Origin of the sequence: Rhodosalinus halophilus, from assembly GCF_003298775.1 — a bacterium.
In the GTDB taxonomy this organism is placed as follows: Bacteria; Pseudomonadota; Alphaproteobacteria; order Rhodobacterales; family Rhodobacteraceae; genus Rhodosalinus; species Rhodosalinus halophilus.
In genome coordinates this window covers 554,900-573,322 of the sequence record NZ_QNTQ01000006.1, presented here as the reverse complement: position 1 = coordinate 573,322, position 18,423 = coordinate 554,900, and the positions used below count along the sequence as shown (strand labels likewise).

Genomic DNA, 18,423 nt, shown 5'->3' with positions numbered 1-18,423 from the left:
ACGGAGGGAGACCCGCGATGGCGAAAAAGACCGCCCAACTGCCTGCGGCGACGCAGCGTCATCTTTTCGATCTCGTGACCGACACGATCTATCGCCGCAACGCGTCGAGCGAGAGTTACGACTTCGTGCCCAGCACCGACGGCGGGATGGCCCGGCGCAAGGGTCGAGGCGAATCGCTCAAGAAATACGGCTACACCCCGACATTGCCAGCCGGCACCAACAGCCGCAGGCGCGGTGACCCGGACCCGGGGCGCTACCGTCTCGCGGCCTTTACATTCAGGGACGACAGCGGCGTCGGACGTCCCGTGAACAAGACGCAGTGGTGGCTGGCCGAGCATGCCCCCGGCAACACCTACCGCTTTCACAGGATTCTTGTCCCCGCCTGCCGGTCCTGCGGCGGCGCGTCGAACAGGATCTGCACCCAATGCGGCGGTTCGGGCCGGATGCCCAACAGCCTTGAAAGTCTCTCCGGCCCCTGCACCGCCTGCAAATCGGCCGGCTGGTCCGACTGCGCGTCCTGCGCGCCGCCGGTCGTGGTCGACGGCCAGTCCGTGAGCAGATCCTTCGCCGACTGGTCCTGAGCGACCTGCGCCGTCAGACCGCCCCGCGCCATGTCCATTCGCACCCAAGCGACGCCGCCAGCGTGGTGCCGGCAGAGGGACTCGAACCCCCGACCCCCTGATTACAAATCAGACGCTCTACCAGCTGAGCTATGCCGGCACGCCACGCCTCGTTTGCGTAGTCGCTCGCGCCCTGGCGGGCAAGGGCCAAGGCGCGGCGCGCGTCAATCGCGGTAGTCGGGCTCCTCGCGGTCGAGAACGGCCTTCCAGTGTGCGAAATGCGCCTCCGCCATGCCGGCGTAGTCCCGCCAGTCCTGCGCGGTCTTCGCGGCCAGCGCGTCGGGCATCACGTTGAGCGCCCGGCCGCTGGCGTAGGCCAGCATCAGCGTCTGCGCGGCCTTCTCGAGGAAGTAGAGATCCTCGAAAGCGGCAGCGACGCTCGGCGCGGCCACGCTGACGCCGTGGTTGCCCATCAGGAGCACCGACTTGCCGCGCAGCGTCTCGGCGATGCGGCGGCCCTCCTCGGCCTCGTCGGCCATGCCGCCGAAGCCGGTGTCGATCGCCACGCGGCCGAAGAAGCGCGCGGTGTTCTGGTCGATGGGCAGGATCCGCGGCTCCTTCAGCGTGCAGAGCGCGGTAGCGTGGACCGGATGACAGTGCAGCAGCACGCGCGCCTCCGGCAGCATCGCGTGCACCGTGCCGTGGATGCACCAAGCCGAGGCGTCGGGTGCGTCGGGCCGCGCCATCACCTCCGGGTCGTCGGCGTCGAGCAGCAGCAGGTCGCTCGCCCGGATTGCCGAGAAGTGGCGCCATTTCGGATTGAGCAGGAAGCGCTTGCCGTCCTCGCTCACCGCCGCGCTGAAGTGATTGCCGACGCTCTCGTGCCAGCCCATCCGACAGGCGAGGCGAAAGGCGGCGGCGAGATCGATGCGCAGCGCCGCCTCGTCGAGGGCTGCGGTGGGGGCGGCATCTTCGGGCATTCAGTCCTCCTTCACGCGGGGGCGGCGGTGCCGACCGCGAGCTTTTCCTGATGACGACGGCTGGCGGCCTGCAGGATGCGGTCGGCGGTCATGGCGAGCAGCGCCATGGAAAGCCCTGTGACCACCCCCATGCCCATGTCGGCCTGCGAGAGCGCCAGATAGACCTGCTGGCCGAGCCCCTGCGTGCCCACCAGCGCTGCGATCACCAGCATAGAGAGCGCATACATGATCGTCTGGTTGAGCCCCAGCATGATCCCCGGCAGCGCGAGCGGGAGCTTGACCTGCGTGAGGATCTGCCAGGGCGTGCAGCCCATCTGGCGCGCGGCCTCGACCGTGCCCTGCGGCAGGTTCCTGAGCGCGTGCTCGACGTAGCGGACGGGCGGCACGATAGCATAGGAGATGATGGCCAGCAGCGCCGTGAACTCGCCCACCTTGAAGAGCATCAGCGCAGGGATCAGCAGGACGAACTGCGGCATGGTCTGCAGCGTGTCGTTGATCGGGCGCAGGAAGGCCGAGACTCCGTCGTTGTGCGCGGCCCAGACGCCCAGCGCGCCGCCGATGGCGAAGCTGATCGCCACCGCGATGCCGCAGAGGTAGACCGACAGCATCAAGGGCTCCCAGAGCCCGTTCACGAGCACGAAGATCAGCGACGCGGCGACGAAGCCGGCGGTGCGCAGGCCCCCCGTCTGGAAGCCGAGCGCCGTCGCCGCGGCGATCACCACCGGCCAGGGCAGGCCGGTCGTGCCCCACCACAGCAGCACCGCGACCAGCGCCACGGCGAGCGCGCCGCCTGCACGGCCGCGCCACAGAAGCCAGAGGAACAGCGCCGCCGCGGCGACGCCGTAGGCCGCCGTCATCCAGGGCTCGAGCGCGAAGCCCCAGGTGAAGGGCGAGACCGCCTGATTGAGGCCGATGCGGAAGGGCAGCATCCCGAAGAAGAGCACGGTGTTCTTCAGCGCGTCCATCGCGCCCGAGTAGTGCCGCAGGAACCAGTTGACGGCCTCGTTGAGCTGCCCGGCGGGATAGACGCGCAAGTCCCGCGGATAGTCGTCGAAGACCGGAAAGAGCATCGCCAGAAGCAGCGCACCGAGCGCCAGAGCGACCGCCGTGGCCCAGGTGCGCTGCCGCCGCGCCGCGCGCTCGTCAGGGGTCTCTCCGGCGAAGCGGTTCCGCGCGAGGCCGAAGCTGATGCGGTCGAGCACGATGGCCAAGAGCGCGATGACGAGGCCAGCGAGCAGGCTCTGGCCGAACTGCGCCTTGCGCATCGTGCTCAGCACCTCCCAGCCGATGTCGTCGAAACCGCCGATGATCGCGGCGATGATGACCATGCTGAGCGCGGCCATCGTGGTCTGGTTCACGCCCACCATGATCTGCGGCAATGCCGTGGGCACCTCGACCTGCCAGAAGCCCTGCCGCGGCGTGCAGCCCGACATCACGCCGGATTCGCGCACGCCCGCGGGCACGGACCGCAGCCCGAGGATCGTGTTCCGCACCATGGGTGGTGCTGCGTAGATCGCGCTGGCGATGAGCCCCACCGCCGGGCCGAAGCCGAAGAGGAAGAGGATGGGGATGAGATAGGCGAAGGCCGGGATCGTCTGCATGAAGTCGAGGGTGGGCTGCACGATCCGGTTGACGCGCTCGGAATAGGCGGCGGCGACGCCCATGCCGAAGCCCACGGCCACCGACAGCGGCACCGAGACCACGACCAGCGCCAGCGTGTTCATCGACTGCACCCAGTAGCCGGTCACCACCATGTAACCCAGCGCGCAGGCCGTGAGCAGCGCGAGCCCCGGTCCCCGCGCCCGCCAGGCCAGCGCGCAGGCCAGCACCATCACCACGAGCCAGGGGGTCGCCTGCAGCGCCGTGCGCACCCCGACGAGCGGCACGTCCACCAGCGCGGCGAGCGCCCGGAAGAGCCAGCGGAAGCTGTCCACGAAGGCGCTCATCCCCGTCGTGATCCAGCTCGCGAAGGGGATGACCAGCGCGTCGGGGTATTCCCCGATCCACACCACGCGCGGCGCGAGCAGGAAACACAGAAGGCAGAACGCGCCCACCCCGAGCCAGAGCCGCCCGTCGCGAGACGCCAGCGCGGCGCGCATCAGGCGCTTTCCCGGTCGGCGTCGCGCCGGGCCACGGCGCGGGCCACCTCCTCGGAGGCGACGGTGCCCACGCAGCCGCGCTCCGCATCCATGACCGCGAGCCGCTCGGCCCCGCTGCGCAGGAACTCCGCGGTCACGTCATCCAGCGTCATGCCGGCCGGCACCTTCGGCAGATCGCCCGCCGCCGCGGCGCCGGGCGTCATCACGTCGCGCGCCGTGAGCAGCCGCGACAGCGGAGCCTCCGAGGCGAATTCGGCCACATAGGCGTCGGCCGGGCGCAGCACGATCTCGGCCGGCGGTGCGATCTGCACGATCTCGCCGTCCTTCATGATCGCGATGCGGTCGGCGAGCTTCAGCGCCTCCATGAAGTCGTGCGTGATGAAGACGATCGTCTTGTTCAACATCCTCTGCAGGCGCAGGAACTCGTCCTGCATCTGCCGCCGGATCAGCGGGTCGAGCGCCGAGAACGGCTCGTCCAGGAACCAAAGGTCGGGCTCCACCGCGAGCGAGCGGGCGATGCCCACGCGCTGCTGCTGTCCGCCCGACAGCTGGCGGGGATAGGCGCTCTCGCGTCCCTCGAGACCCACAAGCTCGATCATCTCCTGCGCGCGCTTGCGCCGCGCCTCCTCGGCCATGCCCTGCACCTTGAGCGGGAAGGCCACGTTCTCGAGCACGCTGAGGTGCGGCAGCAGGCCGAAATCCTGAAAGACCATGCCCATCTTGTGGCGGCGGATCTCGACGAGCTCCCTGGACGACTTCTTCAGGATGTCTTGGCCGTCGAGCAGCACCTCGCCCGCGTCGGCCTCGATCAGACGCGACAGGCAACGCACCAGCGTGGACTTTCCCGAGCCCGACAGCCCCATGATCACGAAGATCTCGCCCGCGCCCACGTCGAAGTTGGCGTCGACGACGGCCGGGATCCGGCCCTCGGCGCGCATGGCTTCCGCCATCTCCCGGGCGTCCGCCTCGGCGCGGAAACCGGTCGGCAGGCCGCCGAAGACCTTCCACAGATGGCGGCAGGACAGCTTGGCCGGCGGCGTCTCGCGCTCGGGCATGCGGGCGGGGCTCCTGGGGTCCGAAAAGGCGGACGGCACGGCCGCGGGCGGCCGCGCCGGCGGGCGCCGCGGCGCCTCAGTTCGTCGCGGTCTCGATCCAGGGCCGCCAGACATCCTCGTTGGCGGCCATCCACTCGGCGACCACGGCCTCGGTGTCCTCGCCGTCGCGGTCGATGCGGGCCATCAGCGGCTCCTGGATCTCGTTGGTGATCTTCGCGGCCGCGATGACCTCGTAGGCCGCCGGCCACTTGTCCTTGAGGCCGGGCCAGACGGCCTTGAACACGCCGGGCTTGGTGATCGAGTATTCCTCTCGGATCTCCTGGGGCATGTCGACCCACTCGACATCCACCTCCGAGAGCACCCAGTGCGGCGCCCAGAACATCATCAGCAGCGGCGAGTCCGTCTCGGCCGCGGCCTTGAGCTCGGCGACCAGCGCCCCCTCGCTGCCCGAGGGCACCGCCTTGTAGTTCAGATCCTCGCCCTCGATCAGCACCTCCGAGCGGTTGGACCAGTCGGCCGGGTAGGACAGGAAGCGGCCCTGCGGAAAGGTCTCGGCCGTGGCGAATTCCTGCGCGCAGTCCTGCACGGCCTCCCAGGACGGGAGGCCGGGGCACATCTCGGCCACGTGGGAGGGATACATCCAGCCCTCGCCGGCATCGAGGCCGACGTCGCCCAGATTCTCGAGCCGCCCCTCTTCCAGAAGCTGCGGGAAGAGATCGCCCAGGTTGTTGTCCCACACCTCGAGCGTCGCATGCACGTCGCCGTCGGCGGCGGCCGCGCCGCTCACCAGATAGCCGACCGAGACGTATTCGACGTCGTAGCCCATCTCCTCGAGCGTCGAGCCGATGATGCGCGTCGTCAGATGCTGGCCGGTCCACTCCACCAGCGCGAGACGGATCGGATCCTCGGTGGCGCCCAGTTCTGCAGCCTGCGCGCCCGGCGCGATCAGCGCAGCGCCGACGAGCGCCGCGGCGGCTCGGCGCGTGAAACGGAAAGGAACGGTCATTCGACGGGTCTCCCTGTTCTGGTCTTTGGCGGCCGGCACGGTTTGCCGGCTCGGCGGGGGTCGGCCTTCTGCGGCCGGCGCACGGCGGACCCTAGGGACCGACCCCCGGGGCGCATGACTCGCCCCGACAGCATAGGTCGAATCCCGGCAGCATTTCCACCCTCGGCATGCGCCGCCTCGCGGCCGCCGCCGGCAAGGCCGGACCGGCCACACGTCCCGCGCACGCCCTGCCGAACCCGAAGAACGCTGGCGACCCCGGCAGGATTCGAACCTGCAACCTGCCCCTTAGGAGGGGGCTGCTCTATCCGGTTGAGCCACGGGGCCGCGCGGGGCCGTCTTAGCCCGCCGCGGCGGGATTGTCACCCTCGGGTCTGCTTGCGCGCGGCGGCGGCTACGGGCTAGCATCCGATACCCGACCCGATCCGGACACGCCCTTGAACCGCGAGGACAAACGCCCCCTGACGCTGCGCGACGTCTCCGAGGCGTCCGGTGTCTCCGAGATGACCGTCAGCCGCGTGCTGCGCGGCCGTGGAGAGGTGTCCGAGACCACGCGCGAGCGGGTGATGCAGGCCGTCCGCGCGCTGGGCTACGTGCCCAACCGCATCGCCGGCGGTCTGGCGAGCCAGCGGGTGAACCTCGTCGCGGTGATCGTTCCGTCCTTCGGCAATCTCGTGTTTCCGGAGGTTCTGACCGGGATCAGCGAGGAACTCGAGGAGACCGGCCTTCAGCCCGTGGTCGGCGTCACGGACTACCTTCCCGAGAAGGAGGAGCGCGTTCTGTACGAAATGCTCTCCTGGCGGCCCTCCGGCGTGATCGTGGCAGGGCTCGAGCATTCGGAAGCCGCGCGCGCGATGCTGCGCGCGGCGCATATGCCCGTCGTCGAGATCATGGACACCGACGGCGAGCCGGTGGACGCGGCGGTGGGCATCTCGCACCGCCGGGCGGGACGCGAGATGGGGCGCGCGATCCTCGCCGAAGGGTATCGGCGGATCGGTTTTCTCGGCACCAAGATGCCGCTCGACCACAGGGCGCGGAAACGCTTCGAGGGGCTGGTCGAGGCGCTGGCCAAGGGCGGCGTGGAGCTGGAGGATCACGCCTTCTATTCCGGGGGTTCCGCGCTGGTGAAGGGGCGCGAGATGACGCGCGACATGCTGGAGCGGTCGCCGGAGCTCGATTTCCTCTACTATTCCAACGACCTGATCGCCGCGGGCGGTCTGCTGTGGCTGCTCGAACAGGGGATCGAGGTGCCGGGCCGGCTGGGCCTCGCCGGCTTCAACGGCCTCAATCTGCTGCAAGGTCTGCCGCGGCGCATCGCCACGATGGATGCCTGCCGGCGCGAGATCGGCCGCCGCGCGGCACGGATCGTGGCCGACCGGGTGGCCGGACGCGACCCCGGCGATCGGGTGGTGACGCTCTCGCCGACGATCGATTTCGGCGACACGCTTCGACGCGGGTGAGACGCGGGAAGGCTGATCCGGGGTGCCGGGTGGCAGCGGCGTCCGGCGAACAGGCCCAGGCTCAGGGTCGGCATGACAGACCGGCGACCGGCCGAGCCGGGGCGCGCTCATCGGTCCCTGCGGTCCCCTCTTCGCGCGATGATCGGCGAAGAGCGCCAGGACGGGCGCGATGAGCCGTCCCCGTGCGCCGGGACCATTCGCGGTCAGCCGACCCGGACGCCGCGCACCCAGACGCCGCCGATAACCGGCACGCCCGCGCGTTCCGCGAAGCGGATGACATCGGCGCGGCGTCCCTCGATCAGCGCGCCGCGGTCGCTGAGGCCCGCCGCCTCGGCGGGCGCGCGGGTGACCGTGGCGATCCCCCGCGCCATGTCGTTCCAGAGCCGGCCCAGCCGCGCAGCGCCCAGCAGAAGCGCGCCGGGCACATAGTCCGAGGACAGGATGTCGAGCAGCCCGGCCCTGGCGAGCCCTTCGGCCGCCACGTTGCCCGAGTGCGAGCCACCCCGGATCAGGTTCGGCGCACCCATCATCACCGGGATGCCGGCTGCCTGGCAGGCGCGCGCCGCTTCCTCCGTGGTCGGGAACTCGGCGATGGCGACGCCGTGCCCGGCAGAGTTGGCGACATGGGCGGCGGTGGTATCGTCGTGGCTCGCCAGCACCGCGCCGTAGCGGCGGGCCTCGGACACGGCGACCCGCTCGTGTGCGTCGCCGATCTGCGCGCGCAATTCCTTGAGCTCGGCGACATGCTCGACGAAATCCGACTCGCTGAGCCCCCGTTTGCCGATGACGTAGGCGCGGAGCTTGTCCAGATCCCGGAACTGCCGCTGGCCCGGCGTGTGGTCCATCAGGCTCACGATGCCGACCCGGTCCTCGGGGCCGAAGGCCGCCATTTCCTCGGGCAGCGTCTCGGAGCAGATCTCGGCGCGCAGGTGCAGGAAATGGCTGATCCGCAGCGCCCGCGCCGCGCGCAGCTCCAGAAGCTCGGAGGCGAGCTGACGCGCGTAGGGCAGATAGCGCCGCCGCCCGCCGGGGTTGGAGCCCACGCGTAATGCGTCGAAGACCGTCGTGATCCCGCAGCCGGCGAGCTCGGCGTCATGCGCGACGAGCGCCGCGGCATGGGGCCAGTCCACATCCGGCCGCGGCTCGATGTGGCGTTCGAGATTGTCCGTGTGCAGCTCCACCAGGCCGGGGGCCACGTAATCGCCGCCGCAATCCACCGCGCCCGGCGGCACCTCCGTTCCGGGCGCGATCGCCGCGATCGTCCCATGCGCGAGGTGCAGCCGTCCGGTCACGACCCGGTCGGGAAGGATCAGGCGGGCATTGGCGAGGATGGTTTCGCGTGTCATCTGCAGCTCCGTGTCATCGGGGAGCGACATGCGCTGGCGGCGATATGCGATCTACGCCCTTCCGGAGGGACCGCTCGGGGCGGCCGGCGCGGCCTGGCTTGGATGGGACGCGCGGGCGGGGCGGCGCATGCCGCAGCCTGACGTGGCGGGGCTTCCACGGACGGCGGCCGAGTTGACCGACCGGCCGCGCCGCTACGGGTTTCACGCGACGATCAAGCCGCCGTTCCGGCTTGCGCAGGGGCGCGGGGAACAAGAGCTCGTCGAGAGCTTCGACGCCTTCTGCGCAGGGACGCCGGCGGGGCAGGCCGACGGGCTGGCGGTATCGGCGCTCGGCCCCTTTCTCGCGCTGCGGCCCGAAGGCGACGGGCGCGATCTCGCCCGCGTCGCCGCGGCGGCGGTCGAGTCGCTCGACCCCTTCCGCGCGCCGCCGAGCGACGCGGACCTCGATCGCCGTCGCGCGGCGGGCCTGACGGCGCGGCAGGAGCGGCTGCTCACCCGCTGGGGCTACCCATACGTGATGGAGGAGTTCCGCTTTCACGTCACGCTGACGGGCCCCTTGCCGGAAGCGGAACGCCGGCAGGCGCAGGCGGCGCTCGCTGCGCATTTCGCGCCGGTGCTGCCGCGTCCCTACCGGCTGGACGCGCTGGCGCTGCTGGGCGAGGACGCGGAAGGACGGTTCCACGCAATTCACGAGAGCGCCCTTTCCGGGTAGAGGGCCGCCAGCGCGGCCTCTGCCGCCTCGGCGACCGTGCCGGAGTTCTCGATCCGCGCGACATCCAGCCCCTCGGGCAAGGGCGCCTCGCGCGCCAGCCGCGCCGCGATCTGCCCCGCAGTCTCGCGGCCCCGTCCGGCGAGCCGCCGCGCGAGCACCTCGGCCGGCGCCTCGAGCGCGAGAACGCGCAAGCCGGCGAAGCGCGCCTGTGCCGGCAAGAGCGCCCGGCGGGACAGGTTGGCGAGCGCGTCGCGCCCCTCTTCCAGTGCGGCGAGCTCCGTCCAGGGCAGACCGTAAGAGAGCCCGTGCGCGCGCCAGCTGAGCGCGAAGGCGCCCCCCGCTTCGCGTCGCGCAAAGTCTGCGTCGCTCACCGCCTCGAAGGGCTCTGTGCCCGAGGCCGGGCGGGTGACGACCCGACGCACGAGGTGCAGCTCCGGCATCCGGGCGGCCATCGCGGCCATCACCGTATCCTTGCCCACGCCCGAGGGGCCGACCACGGCGATCACGCGTCCGCTCATGCCGCCGTCCTGGGCGTGAAGGCACCCACGTCCACCTCGTGGTCGCAGACCCGTGCGCGGGCCTCCGCGTCGTGGAAGATGCCCAGGATCGCCGCGCCCCGTGCCTTGGCCTCCTCGATGAGCGTCAGCACCACATCGCGGTTGGCGGGGTCGAGACTCGCCGTCGGCTCGTCGAGCAGGACCGCGGGGTAAGGGTGCGCGAAGCCGCGGGCGATGTTCACGCGCTGCTGCTCGCCGCCCGAGAAGGTCGTCGGCGAGAGTCCCCACAACGCCTCCGGCAGGTTTAGGCGGGAGAGCAGATCGCGCGCACGCGCCAGGGCCGCGTCGCGGTCTTCGCCCACCGCCAGAAGCGGCTCGGCCACCACCTCCAGCGTCGGAACACGGGGCACGACACGCAGGAACTGGCTGACGTAACCCAGCCGGTCGCGGCGCAGCGCGAGGATGTCGCGCGGGCTGGCCTGCGCCACGTCCACGCCGCAGACGCCGATCCGCCCCGCGCGGGCGAGGTAGTTGCCGTAGACCATCCGCATCAGGGTTGACTTGCCCGCCCCGGACGCGCCCGTCAGCGCGACACATTCCCCCGCCTCGACCGACAGCCGCGCGCCCGCCATCACAGGGATCACCGCGCCGCCCTGGTGGTGCAGGGTGAAATCCTTCGCCAAGCCCTCGATCTCGATCACCGCCATCAGAACCACCCCTTGCGCCGGAAGATCACGAGCGCCGCCACCACCGAGGCCACCATCAGGCCCAGCGCCATGGGATAGCCGAAGCGCCAGCCCAGCTCCGGCATCACCGCGAAATTCATCCCGTAGATCGAGGCGATCAGCGTGGGCGGCAGGAAGATCACGGCGACGACCGAGAAGATCTTGATGATCGCCGCCTGCTCGATGTTGATGAAGCCCAGCGTCGCGTCGAGCAGAAGCGCGGTCTTCTGCTGCAGGAAGCCCGCCTGTTCCGCGATGGTGCGCACGTCGCGCAGGAAGCTCTTGGCGACGCCGCGCAATTCGCGGCCCGAATGGCGCTGTTCCAGCACCGGCAGCAGGAACCCCAGCATCCGCTCCAGCGTCAGCAGGCTCTCGCGCAGCTGCATCACAAGCCGGTCCGCAAGGCCGATCGCGCGCAGCATGGCCTGATGGTCGGGCGTCGTGCCGGCCTCTGGCGCGAAGCTCGCGCGCGAAAGCCCGTCGATCTCGCGCCCGGCCTGTTCGGTGATGTCGGCGAGGCGGTCCACGATCACCTCGACCAGCCCCAGAAACACCGTCTCGGACGACCGCGCGCCGAGCGAGGCCTGCGCGGCGCGCGCCGGGTAGCTGTCGAAGGGGCGCGGCTCGTGATGGCGCAGTGTGACGAGGCGGTCGGGTGTCAGGATGAAGCTCGCGGGCTCCAGGTTGGCGCGCAGCCCGTCGAACCCCGAGGGCAGGAGCGCGGTCATCACCGGCACGCCCTCGACCATGTAGAGGCGTGAGGACTGCTCGATCTCTTCCTGGTCCTCGCGGGTGGGGATCGGCACGCCGAGCAGTTCTGCGGCGCGGGCGCGCTCGTCGTCGTCGGGCTCCAGCAGGTCGAGCCAGACGGCGCCCTGCGCGTCGCCCTCGCGCAGCCCGCCGCCCGAGAGGTGAAAGGCCCGGATCATGGCGCGCGCCCCCTCATGCCTGCAGCACCGAGCTGACCAGAAGCTGGGTGTAGGCATGCTGCGGGTCGTCCAGCACCTGGTCGGTCAGTCCCTGCTCGACCACATGCCCGCCCTGCATCACCATCAGACGGTCGGCCAGCAGGCGCACGACGGCGAGATCGTGGGTCACGATCACTGCCGAGAGCCCCATCTCGCGCACCAGCCCGCGCAAGAGGTCCAGCAGCCGCGCCTGCACGCTCACGTCGAGCCCGCCGGTGGGCTCGTCCATGAAGACGAGCCGCGGGCCGGTGACGAGGTTGCGCGCGATCTGCAGCCGCTGCTGCATGCCCCCTGAAAAGGCCGAGGGGCGATCGTCGATACGGTCGGCCGCGATCTCGACCCGGTCCAGCCAGTCGAGCGCGGCGGCGCGGATGCGCCCGTAGTGCCGCGCGCCGGTGCCCATCAGCCGCTCGCCCACGTTGCCGCCGGCGCTGACGCCCATCCGAAGCCCGTCGCGCGGGTTCTGGTGCACGAAGGCCCAGTCGGTGCGCATCAGGCGCCGCCGCTCCGCCTCGGTGAGGGTCAGCGTGTCGGTCGGCTGGCCGTCGATGTCGTAGAGCACGCGGCCCTCGTCCGGGGAGAGGTGCCCCGAAAGGCAGCGCAAAAGCGTCGTCTTGCCCGACCCGCTCTCGCCCACGATGCCCATGACCTCGCCGGGCCACAGATCGAAGGAGACCTCCGCGCAGCCGATCCGTGCGCCGTAGCGCTTCGTCACGCCCTCGACCGACAGCAGCGGGCCCGGGCGCCCAAGGCCTTTGCAAAGGCCTTGGGAAAATCCTTGCAAGGATTTTCCGTCGCTCATGCCGCAACCTCCGTGCCCCGGTGGCCGGCGGCGCGGCGCCCGGCGCAATAGTCGGTGTCCGAACACACGAACATCCGCCCGCCCTCGTCGTCCACGATCACCTCGTCGAGGTAGCTGTCCGTCGCGCCGCAGAGGGCGCAGGGGTGATCGGCCCTGGACGGGTCGAAGGGGTGATCCTCGAAATCGAGGCTCGCGGCGCGGGTGTAGGGCGGCAGGGCATAGATGCGCTGCTCGCGTCCGGCGCCGAAGAGCTGGATCGCCGGGCTCTCGAGCTTGGGGTTGTCGAACTTCGGGATCGGCGAGGGATCCATCACGTAGCGACCCGCCACCTGCACCGGGTAGGCGTAGGAGGTCGCGATCTCGCCGTGCCGCGCGATGTCCTCGTAGAGCTTGACGTGCATCAGCCCGTATTCCTCGAGCGCGTGCATCTTGCGGGTCTCGACCTCGGACGGCTCCAGAAAGCGCAGGGGTTCCGGGATCGGCACCTGATAGACGAGGATCTGGTCCGCCGAGAGCGGCGTCTCGGGCACGCGGTGGCGGGTCTGGATCACCGTGGCCTCGGCGGTGCGCTCGGTGGTGGCCACTCCTGCGACGCGCTGGAAGAAGCGGCGGATCGAGACCGCGTTCGTCGTGTCGTCGGCGCCCTGGTCGATCACCTTGAGCGTGTCGGACGGCGTCAGCGTCGCCGCGGTCACCTGTACGCCCCCGGTGCCCCAGCCGTAGGGCATCGGCATTTCGCGGCTGGCGAAGGGCACCTGGTAGCCGGGGATCGCCAGCCCCTTGAGGATGGCACGGCGGATCATCCGCTTCGTCGGCTCGTCGAGATAGGCGAAGTTGTAGTCGCTCATGCCCGCGCGCTCCCTTCGGAACGGGATGTGACCCGGCGGCAACAATCGTCCTCTGGTCGGGGAGAGGCCACGAAAAGGCCCGATTCGACGCCCATCGTGCGCGCAGTCAAACGCCCAGACCAGGAAGGATGAGCCCGATGGACTTCTTGACCAACATGCTGACGGGGCCGCTCGCGCTGGCCGCCGGCTTCGCGCTCGTGGCGTTCGGCGCGCTGCGGCTGCGCCGTCTGACCTCGAAGGACGCAGGCGAGCGCAAGAGCGACTGAGCCTCGAGCGGAAACCTCTTCTCCGGTGCCGCGGCGCTCCTCGGGGGCGCCGCGGCGCTGGTGGCCGCTCAGCGCCGCATCCAGCGCCGTGCAGCCGGCGAGTGCATCGACATGGGCGGAGCGGCCTTCGACTGACCTCATTCCGCGGCCTCCCGGTCTGAGGCGCCTGCCGCCTCGCGGCGCAGGCGGCGGACAAGCTCCAGTTCGGACTGGAAGTCGACGTAGTGCGGCAGCTTGATGTGTTCGAGAAAGCCTGTCGCCTGGATGTTGTCGGCATGCGCGAGGACGAATTCCTCGTCCTGCACGGGCGCGCCCGTGTCCTCCTCGCCCAGCTCCTTCCAGCGCAGCGCGCGGTCCACCAGCGCCATCGCGATGGCCTTGCGCTCGGACTGGCCGAAGACGAGGCCGTACCCCCGGGTGAACTGCGCGGGTTGCGTGCGTGAGCCGGTGAACTGGTTGACGGTCTCGCACTCGGTGAGCTCCAGCTCGCCGATCTCCACCGCGAAGCCAAGTTCGGGGATATCGAGTTCGACCGCCACCGCGCCGATGCGCAACTCGCCCACGAAGGGGTGGTTGCGGCCGTAGCCGCGCTGCGAGGAATAGGCGAGGCCCAGGAGAAACCCCTCGTCGCCGCGCGCGAGCGCCTGCAGCCGCAGGGCACGATCCGCCGGCAGTTCCAGCGGCGCCCGCGTGAGATCGCCCGGCGCAGCGCCGCCGTCCGCCTCCGGCTGGATAACGCCTTCGCGGTCCAGATACCCCAGCACATGCGGCAGATCCTCGGCCGCCGCCTCCGCCTGCGCCGCCTCCGGCGCGGCGCCCTCGGCCGCGAGCGTGAAGTCCAGCAGGCGATGCGTGTAATCGAACGTGGGGCCGAGAATCTGCCCGCCCGGCACGTCCTTGAAGGTGGCCGAGACGCGGCGCATCACGCGCATCGCGCCGGTCTCCACCGGGCGCGAATAGCCCAGCCGCGGCAGCGTCGTCTTGTAGGCCCGGATCAGGAAGATCGCCTCGATCAGGTCGCCGCGCGCCTGCTTGATCGCGAGTGCGGCGAGATCGGGGTCGTAGAGCGCACCCTCCGCCATAACCCGATTCACGGCGAGGGACAGCTGCTCGCGGACCTGGGCGAGGCTCAGGTCGGCCACGGACGTATCCCCGCGCCGCGCCTCGGCCAGCCAGGCGTGGGCGTTGTCGATCGCCCGCTCGCCACCTTTCACCGCCACATACATCAGAGCACCCGAGTGGACCGCGGCAGCGCCGCGAGGCGCTCGCCGCAGGTGAAGAAGAAATCGAGCCCCAGCGGAAAGCGCGCGTGGTTCTGCCGGAAGGCTGCGCGCTCCGGCAGGCCAAGCTCGGCGCGCGCCTCGATCCCAGGCCCCTCCAGCTGCATGCCTTCCGGCGCGAGCCGCTCCATCTCGACGATCAGGGTCGCCGAACGGTCCGGGTATTCGGGCGTGCCGCAGGGGTAGCTGTCGAGCGGCAGAAGCGCCTCCCACCGGCCCAGCGCGAAGGCCGCCCGCCCCCGCCCGACGAGCGGCGCTCCGGTGTGGAAGCCGACCCATGCGCGGACAGCTTCGGTATCCACCCCGCCGGCGAGGTGAAGCGGCGTATCGGCGTCGCAGAGCGTGAGCAGCAGCACACCGGCCGCGACGGACAGCGGCGCCGGCGGCGCCGCGCCGGCCACGCGCTCGATCCGGCCGGGGCGCGCAAGAGCTGACATCGCTGCGCGAAAGGCGACCGCCGCCTCCTCTGGCGCGTCCTGGAATCCGCCCGAGACCGCCTGCATCAATCCTCTCCCCGGGCCATGGTGAAGAACTCCACCTTCGTCGCCGCGGCCCGGCGTGCGCGGGCGGCCCGCCGCTCCGCCTCCGCCTCGGCCAGGGGTGCCAGCACCTTGTCGCGCACCACGGCGGCCTCGGCGCCCTGCATCAGCGCGTCGGCCAGCGCGGCGCGACGCGCATGCGCCTTGTCACGGCCCTGCACGTAGGCGTGGCCGTCGCGGCCGTCGGCGAGCCGGACGGCACAGCGCGTCACGGTCATCTCGCCGAGATTGAAGGCATCGCCCGTCGCGCCGGCCCGGCCACGCACCATCACGGCGCCGGTTTCGGGCGGGCGCAGCCAGTCGTGTCGCGGCATGCCGAGACCCGCTTCCTCCCAGAGGCGGGCGAGCGCATCCGCCGGGGCGCGGGCGAGCAATCCCATCCAACCCTGCCGCGTCTCGGTTTTCTCTCCCAGCCCTTCCATGGCTTGCGCTTGCTCCGGCGAGGCTCAATCTATACAACTAGACAAATCGTAACCCACCCGCCCGCCTCGCGCAATCCCGCCGCCCGTGAAACTTCCGTGACATGCCACGCACACCCCTCTGGACAGAGATCGAGACCGCGCTGACCGAGGACATCGCCGAGGGCCGCTACCGCCCCGGCGACCGGCTCCCCAGCGAGGCCGCGCTGGCCGGGCGTTTCGGCGTCAATCGCCACACGGTGCGGCGCGCCCTCGCCTCCCTCGCCGAAGCGGGCATGGTGCACCCGCGCCGCGGGGCGGGCGTTTACGTCCAGCAAGCGCCCACGGAATATCCGATCGGCCGCCGCGTCCGCTTTCACCGCAACCTCGAGGCCGCGGGCCGCCTGCCCACGCGCGAGATCGCGGCGCTGGAGACGCGCACCGCCGACGCGCGCGAGGCGCGGGCGCTGGAGCTGAACGACGGCGACCCCGTCCTTGTCTGCGAGGGCCGTTCGCTGGCCGACGGACAGCCGATCGCGCTCTTCCGCAGCGTCTTCCCGGCGGCCCGCCTCCCCGGTCTCGCGGAGGCCCTGCGCGAGCTGTCGTCGGTGACGGCGGCTCTGGCCCGCGCGGGCGTGCCCGACTACACCCGCCGCTCCACCCAGATCTCCGCGCACCCGGCGACGGCCACGCAGGCCGCGCAGCTGCGCCTGACGCAAGAGGCGCCGCTTCTGCGCACGCTGGCGGTCAACGTCGATCCCCGGGGGCGCCCGGTCGAATACGGCACCACCTGGTTCGCGGGAGATCGGGTAACGCTCACGCTTTCGGCATCGGAAGAGAGCGGTGAGCCTTGAAAACACGGCCTTTCTGTCGCCGCGCTGACACAAAGACCTGATAGCTGAGTGAAAGCTATCCACAGGTTCTTACCGAGTTGTCCACAGTGTCCCCTTCCCTTCGTCTCACCGGCGCGACCGTGTTGCGGGATCGCGCCCTGCAGCGACGCTCGGTCGCGATCGCCGGCGGCCGGATCACCAAGGGGCCGCTCCCGGCGGTCGATCTCGAGGGGTATTTCCTCCTGCCGGGAATCGTGGACATGCAGGGCGATGCGCTCACGCGTCATGCAGCGCCCCGCGCGACGGCCGACATCGAGCTGGAAACGGCACTGCGCGCGGCCGACCGCGAGGCGGCCGCGAACGGCGTGACCACCGCCTGGCTGACGCAGACCTGGTCCTGGGAAGGCGGGCGGCACGGGCCCGACCATGCAGAGGCCGTGCTGGAGGCGCTCGATCGCTACCGTCCGCAGGCGCTGACCGAGCTGCGCGTGCAACTGCGCTGCGAAACCCACACGCCCGACTCTGCCGATCGCCTGCTCGCCACGCTGCGACGTCACCGCGTCGATCACGTCGTGTTCTGCAACGAGCTGCAGGACGCGGCCGCGCTGGCCGATAGCGATCCGAGCGCCCTTGCCGAACGGGCACGGCGGGTGGGACAGGCCCCGCAGGCCTATCGGCAGGCTCTCGGTGCCGCCAGGGCGCAGGCCCGCGCCGTGCCGCGCCATCTGTGCCGGCTGGCCGAGGCCTTCGACAGGTCGGGCATCCGCTACGGCAGCCTCGCGGACCCCGACGGCGAGACGCGCGAGACCTTCTCGATGATCGGCGCGAAGATCTGCGTCTCGCCCATGCGGCGCGCCGCGGCCGCCCTCGCCCGTGCGGTGGGCGATCCTGTGGTGCTGAGCGCGCCGGCCCTGCTGTCCGGCGGCAGGGAGGCAGGCGACCTCGCAGTGCGCGACATGCTCCGGGCGGGCCTCTGCGATGCGCTGGTATCCGACTTCCATTACCCCTCGCTCGCCGCAGCGGCCTTCCGGCTGGCGGACGAGGGGCTCCTCGATCTGCCGTCCGCCTGGGCGCTGATCTCGGAAAGGCCCGCAGGGATCATGCGCCTCGCCGATCGCGGACAGATCGGCTACGGCCGCCGTGCCGACCTGACAGTGGTTCATGCGGAGACACGTGCCGTGGAGGCCACGATCACCAGAGGACGGCTCAGCTATCTGGCCGGGGAGGCCGCCACGCGGTTCATGGCCGTCGGCGGCGCCGTGGCGCTTGCCGCGGAGTGACGCGCAGCACCTGCTGCGGCGCTGTCATGCAGGTGTCACCCGAGTCAGGCACATCGCAGGCATAGCTGTGATACCATTTCATCAGTGCCTATTGGACCGAGTGTGAGGGGCGGCCTTGCGTCGCCCCTTTTTCCCGCTCAGCCGCCATGCTTTTCGAGAAAGGCCACCGCACTCAGGTTGCGGAAATCCTCGAGCGCCACGCGCAGGCGCTCGTGCTCCCACTCCCACCAGCCAAGCGCGATCAGCCGCTCCGCGATCTCGGGCGGCTGGCGCCAGCGCATATGCGTCGCCGGCACGCCCGCGACGATCGCATGGGGCGCCACGTCGCGCGTCACGACCGCGCCCGCCGCCACGACGGCGCCGTGGCCCACAGTGACCTCGGGCTTGATCTGCGCCGCATGGCCCAGCCAGGTGTCGTGCCCGATCACCGCCCGCCGCGCGCGCCGCTTCGCGAACCAGTCGGCGTCGTGCTCCGCGTCGTCCCAATAGTCGGCCGAGCGATACATGAAGTGATGCAGGCTGGCCCGGTCGAGCGGGTGATCCGTGGCGCCGATGCGCACGAAGCTCGCGATGTTGACGAACTTGCCCACCTCGGCGTTGGCGATGTCGCAGTAGCGGTCGCAGTAGGAATAGGCACCGAGGCTGGAATGGGCGATCCGCGTGCCGCGTCCCACTTCGGTGAATTCGCCAAAGGTGGCATCGGTGATCTCGCAGTCCGGGTGCACGAATGCCCCTTCGGCCGTCAGCCGCGCCATCGCCCGTCCCCTTGCGT

20 protein-coding genes and 2 tRNA genes are annotated in these 18,423 nt (G+C 70.8%); 6 read left to right on the top strand and 16 right to left on the bottom strand.

The annotated features are described in order from the left end of the window. Positions 1-17: 17 nt before the first annotated feature. Positions 18-581 (top strand): hypothetical protein, encoded by a 564-nt coding sequence (locus DRV85_RS18980; RefSeq protein WP_147238822.1) that lies wholly within the window; start codon positions 18-20, stop codon positions 579-581. A gap of 63 nt (positions 582-644) precedes the next feature. Here DRV85_RS18980 and DRV85_RS09415 read toward each other — a convergent pair. From DRV85_RS09415 to DRV85_RS09390, 6 genes are all read right to left on the bottom strand, one after another. After that, positions 645-720 (bottom strand) — tRNA-Thr (locus tag DRV85_RS09415). A 64-nt stretch (positions 721-784) separates the two neighbouring features. Further along, a complete protein-coding gene (locus tag DRV85_RS09410; protein ID WP_113289179.1) occupies positions 785-1,540 on the bottom strand; it encodes a class II aldolase/adducin family protein in 756 nt (251 codons plus the stop codon). An 11-nt stretch (positions 1,541-1,551) separates the two neighbouring features. Further along, a complete protein-coding gene (locus DRV85_RS09405) occupies positions 1,552-3,639 on the bottom strand; it encodes an ABC transporter permease (RefSeq protein ID WP_113289178.1) in 2,088 nt (695 codons plus the stop codon). After that, positions 3,639-4,694 carry a quaternary amine ABC transporter ATP-binding protein gene (locus DRV85_RS09400; protein WP_113289177.1) on the bottom strand — a complete coding sequence of 352 codons (1,056 nt, stop codon included), beginning with the start codon at positions 4,692-4,694 and terminating at the stop codon, positions 3,639-3,641. The genes DRV85_RS09405 and DRV85_RS09400 overlap by 1 nt, the downstream gene beginning before the upstream one ends. A gap of 76 nt (positions 4,695-4,770) precedes the next feature. Next, positions 4,771-5,700 (bottom strand): ABC transporter substrate-binding protein, encoded by a 930-nt coding sequence (locus tag DRV85_RS09395; protein WP_113289176.1) that lies wholly within the window; start codon positions 5,698-5,700, stop codon positions 4,771-4,773. A gap of 247 nt (positions 5,701-5,947) precedes the next feature. Beyond that, positions 5,948-6,024, bottom strand: a tRNA-Arg gene (locus DRV85_RS09390). A 110-nt stretch (positions 6,025-6,134) separates the two neighbouring features. On the opposite strand from DRV85_RS09390, the gene DRV85_RS09385 reads away from it, so the two are divergent. Next, complete coding sequence (locus DRV85_RS09385) at positions 6,135-7,157, top strand: LacI family DNA-binding transcriptional regulator (protein ID WP_113289175.1); 1,023 nt, start codon at positions 6,135-6,137, stop codon at positions 7,155-7,157. Positions 7,158-7,360: 203 nt separating this feature from the next. Here DRV85_RS09385 and DRV85_RS09380 read toward each other — a convergent pair whose 3' ends face one another. Next, positions 7,361-8,503 carry an alpha-D-ribose 1-methylphosphonate 5-triphosphate diphosphatase gene (locus tag DRV85_RS09380; RefSeq protein WP_113289225.1) on the bottom strand — a complete coding sequence of 381 codons (1,143 nt, stop codon included), beginning with the start codon at positions 8,501-8,503 and terminating at the stop codon, positions 7,361-7,363. Positions 8,504-8,531: 28 nt separating this feature from the next. On the opposite strand from DRV85_RS09380, the gene DRV85_RS09375 reads away from it, so the two are divergent. After that, positions 8,532-9,215, top strand: coding sequence for a DUF1045 domain-containing protein (locus DRV85_RS09375; RefSeq protein WP_113289174.1), 684 nt, complete (start codon positions 8,532-8,534; stop codon positions 9,213-9,215). On the opposite strand, the gene phnN is transcribed toward DRV85_RS09375, so the two are convergent. Genes phnN through DRV85_RS09350 form a run of 5 tightly spaced genes read right to left on the bottom strand, consistent with a single transcriptional unit; the run spans position 9,191 to position 13,055 of the window. Beyond that, the gene (phnN, locus tag DRV85_RS09370) at positions 9,191-9,733 is read right to left on the bottom strand and encodes a phosphonate metabolism protein/1,5-bisphosphokinase (PRPP-forming) PhnN (protein WP_113289173.1); all 543 of its coding nucleotides are present in this window, start codon (positions 9,731-9,733) and stop codon (positions 9,191-9,193) included. The two genes, DRV85_RS09375 and phnN, sit on opposite strands and share 25 nt — an antisense overlap. Beyond that, complete coding sequence (gene phnL / locus DRV85_RS09365; RefSeq protein WP_420820913.1) at positions 9,730-10,419, bottom strand: phosphonate C-P lyase system protein PhnL; 690 nt, start codon at positions 10,417-10,419, stop codon at positions 9,730-9,732. Before phnL ends, phnN begins: the two co-directional genes overlap by 4 nt. Next, a complete protein-coding gene (locus DRV85_RS09360) occupies positions 10,419-11,366 on the bottom strand; it encodes a magnesium transporter CorA family protein (RefSeq protein ID WP_113289172.1) in 948 nt (315 codons plus the stop codon). Before DRV85_RS09360 ends, phnL begins: the two co-directional genes overlap by 1 nt. A 13-nt stretch (positions 11,367-11,379) precedes the next feature. After that, a complete protein-coding gene (gene phnK, locus DRV85_RS09355; RefSeq protein WP_113289171.1) occupies positions 11,380-12,207 on the bottom strand; it encodes a phosphonate C-P lyase system protein PhnK in 828 nt (275 codons plus the stop codon). Further along, the gene (locus DRV85_RS09350; protein WP_113289170.1) at positions 12,204-13,055 is read right to left on the bottom strand and encodes an alpha-D-ribose 1-methylphosphonate 5-phosphate C-P-lyase PhnJ; all 852 of its coding nucleotides are present in this window, start codon (positions 13,053-13,055) and stop codon (positions 12,204-12,206) included. The genes phnK and DRV85_RS09350 overlap by 4 nt, the downstream gene beginning before the upstream one ends. 137 nt (positions 13,056-13,192) lie before the next feature. On the opposite strand from DRV85_RS09350, the gene DRV85_RS19695 reads away from it, so the two are divergent. Then, entirely contained in the window at positions 13,193-13,321 is a 129-nt protein-coding gene (locus DRV85_RS19695; RefSeq protein WP_275401716.1) for a hypothetical protein, read from the top strand. 137 nt (positions 13,322-13,458) lie between these two features. On the opposite strand, the gene DRV85_RS09345 is transcribed toward DRV85_RS19695, so the two are convergent. The 3 genes from DRV85_RS09345 to phnG are packed head-to-tail and all read right to left on the bottom strand — an operon-like array spanning position 13,459 to position 15,562. Next, positions 13,459-14,547 carry a carbon-phosphorus lyase complex subunit gene (locus tag DRV85_RS09345; RefSeq protein ID WP_113289169.1) on the bottom strand — a complete coding sequence of 363 codons (1,089 nt, stop codon included), beginning with the start codon at positions 14,545-14,547 and terminating at the stop codon, positions 13,459-13,461. Beyond that, positions 14,547-15,104 (bottom strand): phosphonate C-P lyase system protein PhnH, encoded by a 558-nt coding sequence (phnH, locus tag DRV85_RS09340; protein ID WP_113289168.1) that lies wholly within the window; start codon positions 15,102-15,104, stop codon positions 14,547-14,549. The genes DRV85_RS09345 and phnH overlap by 1 nt, the downstream gene beginning before the upstream one ends. After that, a complete protein-coding gene (gene phnG, locus DRV85_RS09335) occupies positions 15,104-15,562 on the bottom strand; it encodes a phosphonate C-P lyase system protein PhnG (RefSeq protein ID WP_199525877.1) in 459 nt (152 codons plus the stop codon). Before phnG ends, phnH begins: the two co-directional genes overlap by 1 nt. A 101-nt stretch (positions 15,563-15,663) precedes the next feature. Here phnG and phnF point away from each other — a divergent pair, with 101 nt between their 5' ends. Further along, positions 15,664-16,392, top strand: a complete 729-nt coding sequence (gene phnF, locus DRV85_RS09330; RefSeq protein ID WP_113289167.1) for a phosphonate metabolism transcriptional regulator PhnF — start codon at positions 15,664-15,666, stop codon at positions 16,390-16,392. Between the two features lie 86 nt (positions 16,393-16,478). Continuing rightward, positions 16,479-17,651: an alpha-D-ribose 1-methylphosphonate 5-triphosphate diphosphatase gene (locus DRV85_RS09325; protein WP_338066966.1), complete on the top strand. Its 1,173-nt coding sequence runs from the start codon at positions 16,479-16,481 to the stop codon at positions 17,649-17,651. 137 nt (positions 17,652-17,788) lie between these two features. Here DRV85_RS09325 and DRV85_RS09320 read toward each other — a convergent pair whose 3' ends face one another. After that, a complete protein-coding gene (locus DRV85_RS09320) occupies positions 17,789-18,406 on the bottom strand; it encodes an LbetaH domain-containing protein (protein ID WP_113289165.1) in 618 nt (205 codons plus the stop codon). Between the last annotated feature and the right edge of the window lie 17 nt (positions 18,407-18,423).

What these genes read in the sequence shown, in the direction of transcription:
- phnK (WP_113289171.1), bottom strand. Translation starts at nt 12,207, where the DNA reads ATGAGCGACGGAAAATCCTTGCAAGGATTTTCCCAAGGCCTTTGCAAA.
- DRV85_RS09405 (WP_113289178.1), bottom strand. Translation starts at nt 3,639, where the DNA reads ATGCGCGCCGCGCTGGCGTCTCGCGACGGGCGGCTCTGGCTCGGGGTG.
- phnN (WP_113289173.1), bottom strand. Translation starts at nt 9,733, where the DNA reads ATGAGCGGACGCGTGATCGCCGTGGTCGGCCCCTCGGGCGTGGGCAAG.
- DRV85_RS09380 (WP_113289225.1), bottom strand. Translation starts at nt 8,503, where the DNA reads ATGACACGCGAAACCATCCTCGCCAATGCCCGCCTGATCCTTCCCGAC.
- DRV85_RS09395 (WP_113289176.1), bottom strand. Translation starts at nt 5,700, where the DNA reads ATGACCGTTCCTTTCCGTTTCACGCGCCGAGCCGCCGCGGCGCTCGTC.
- DRV85_RS09320 (WP_113289165.1), bottom strand. Translation starts at nt 18,406, where the DNA reads ATGGCGCGGCTGACGGCCGAAGGGGCATTCGTGCACCCGGACTGCGAG.
- phnG (WP_199525877.1), bottom strand. Translation starts at nt 15,562, where the DNA reads ATGGAAGGGCTGGGAGAGAAAACCGAGACGCGGCAGGGTTGGATGGGA.
- DRV85_RS09345 (WP_113289169.1), bottom strand. Translation starts at nt 14,547, where the DNA reads ATGTATGTGGCGGTGAAAGGTGGCGAGCGGGCGATCGACAACGCCCAC.
- DRV85_RS18980 (WP_147238822.1), top strand. Translation starts at nt 18, where the DNA reads ATGGCGAAAAAGACCGCCCAACTGCCTGCGGCGACGCAGCGTCATCTT.
- DRV85_RS09400 (WP_113289177.1), bottom strand. Translation starts at nt 4,694, where the DNA reads ATGCCCGAGCGCGAGACGCCGCCGGCCAAGCTGTCCTGCCGCCATCTG.
- DRV85_RS19695 (WP_275401716.1), top strand. Translation starts at nt 13,193, where the DNA reads ATGGACTTCTTGACCAACATGCTGACGGGGCCGCTCGCGCTGGCCGCC.
- DRV85_RS09410 (WP_113289179.1), bottom strand. Translation starts at nt 1,540, where the DNA reads ATGCCCGAAGATGCCGCCCCCACCGCAGCCCTCGACGAGGCGGCGCTG.
- DRV85_RS09375 (WP_113289174.1), top strand. Translation starts at nt 8,532, where the DNA reads ATGCGCTGGCGGCGATATGCGATCTACGCCCTTCCGGAGGGACCGCTC.
- phnH (WP_113289168.1), bottom strand. Translation starts at nt 15,104, where the DNA reads ATGCAGGCGGTCTCGGGCGGATTCCAGGACGCGCCAGAGGAGGCGGCG.
- phnL (WP_420820913.1), bottom strand. Translation starts at nt 10,419, where the DNA reads ATGGCGGTGATCGAGATCGAGGGCTTGGCGAAGGATTTCACCCTGCAC.
- DRV85_RS09350 (WP_113289170.1), bottom strand. Translation starts at nt 13,055, where the DNA reads ATGAGCGACTACAACTTCGCCTATCTCGACGAGCCGACGAAGCGGATG.
- DRV85_RS09360 (WP_113289172.1), bottom strand. Translation starts at nt 11,366, where the DNA reads ATGATCCGGGCCTTTCACCTCTCGGGCGGCGGGCTGCGCGAGGGCGAC.
- phnF (WP_113289167.1), top strand. Translation starts at nt 15,664, where the DNA reads ATGCCACGCACACCCCTCTGGACAGAGATCGAGACCGCGCTGACCGAG.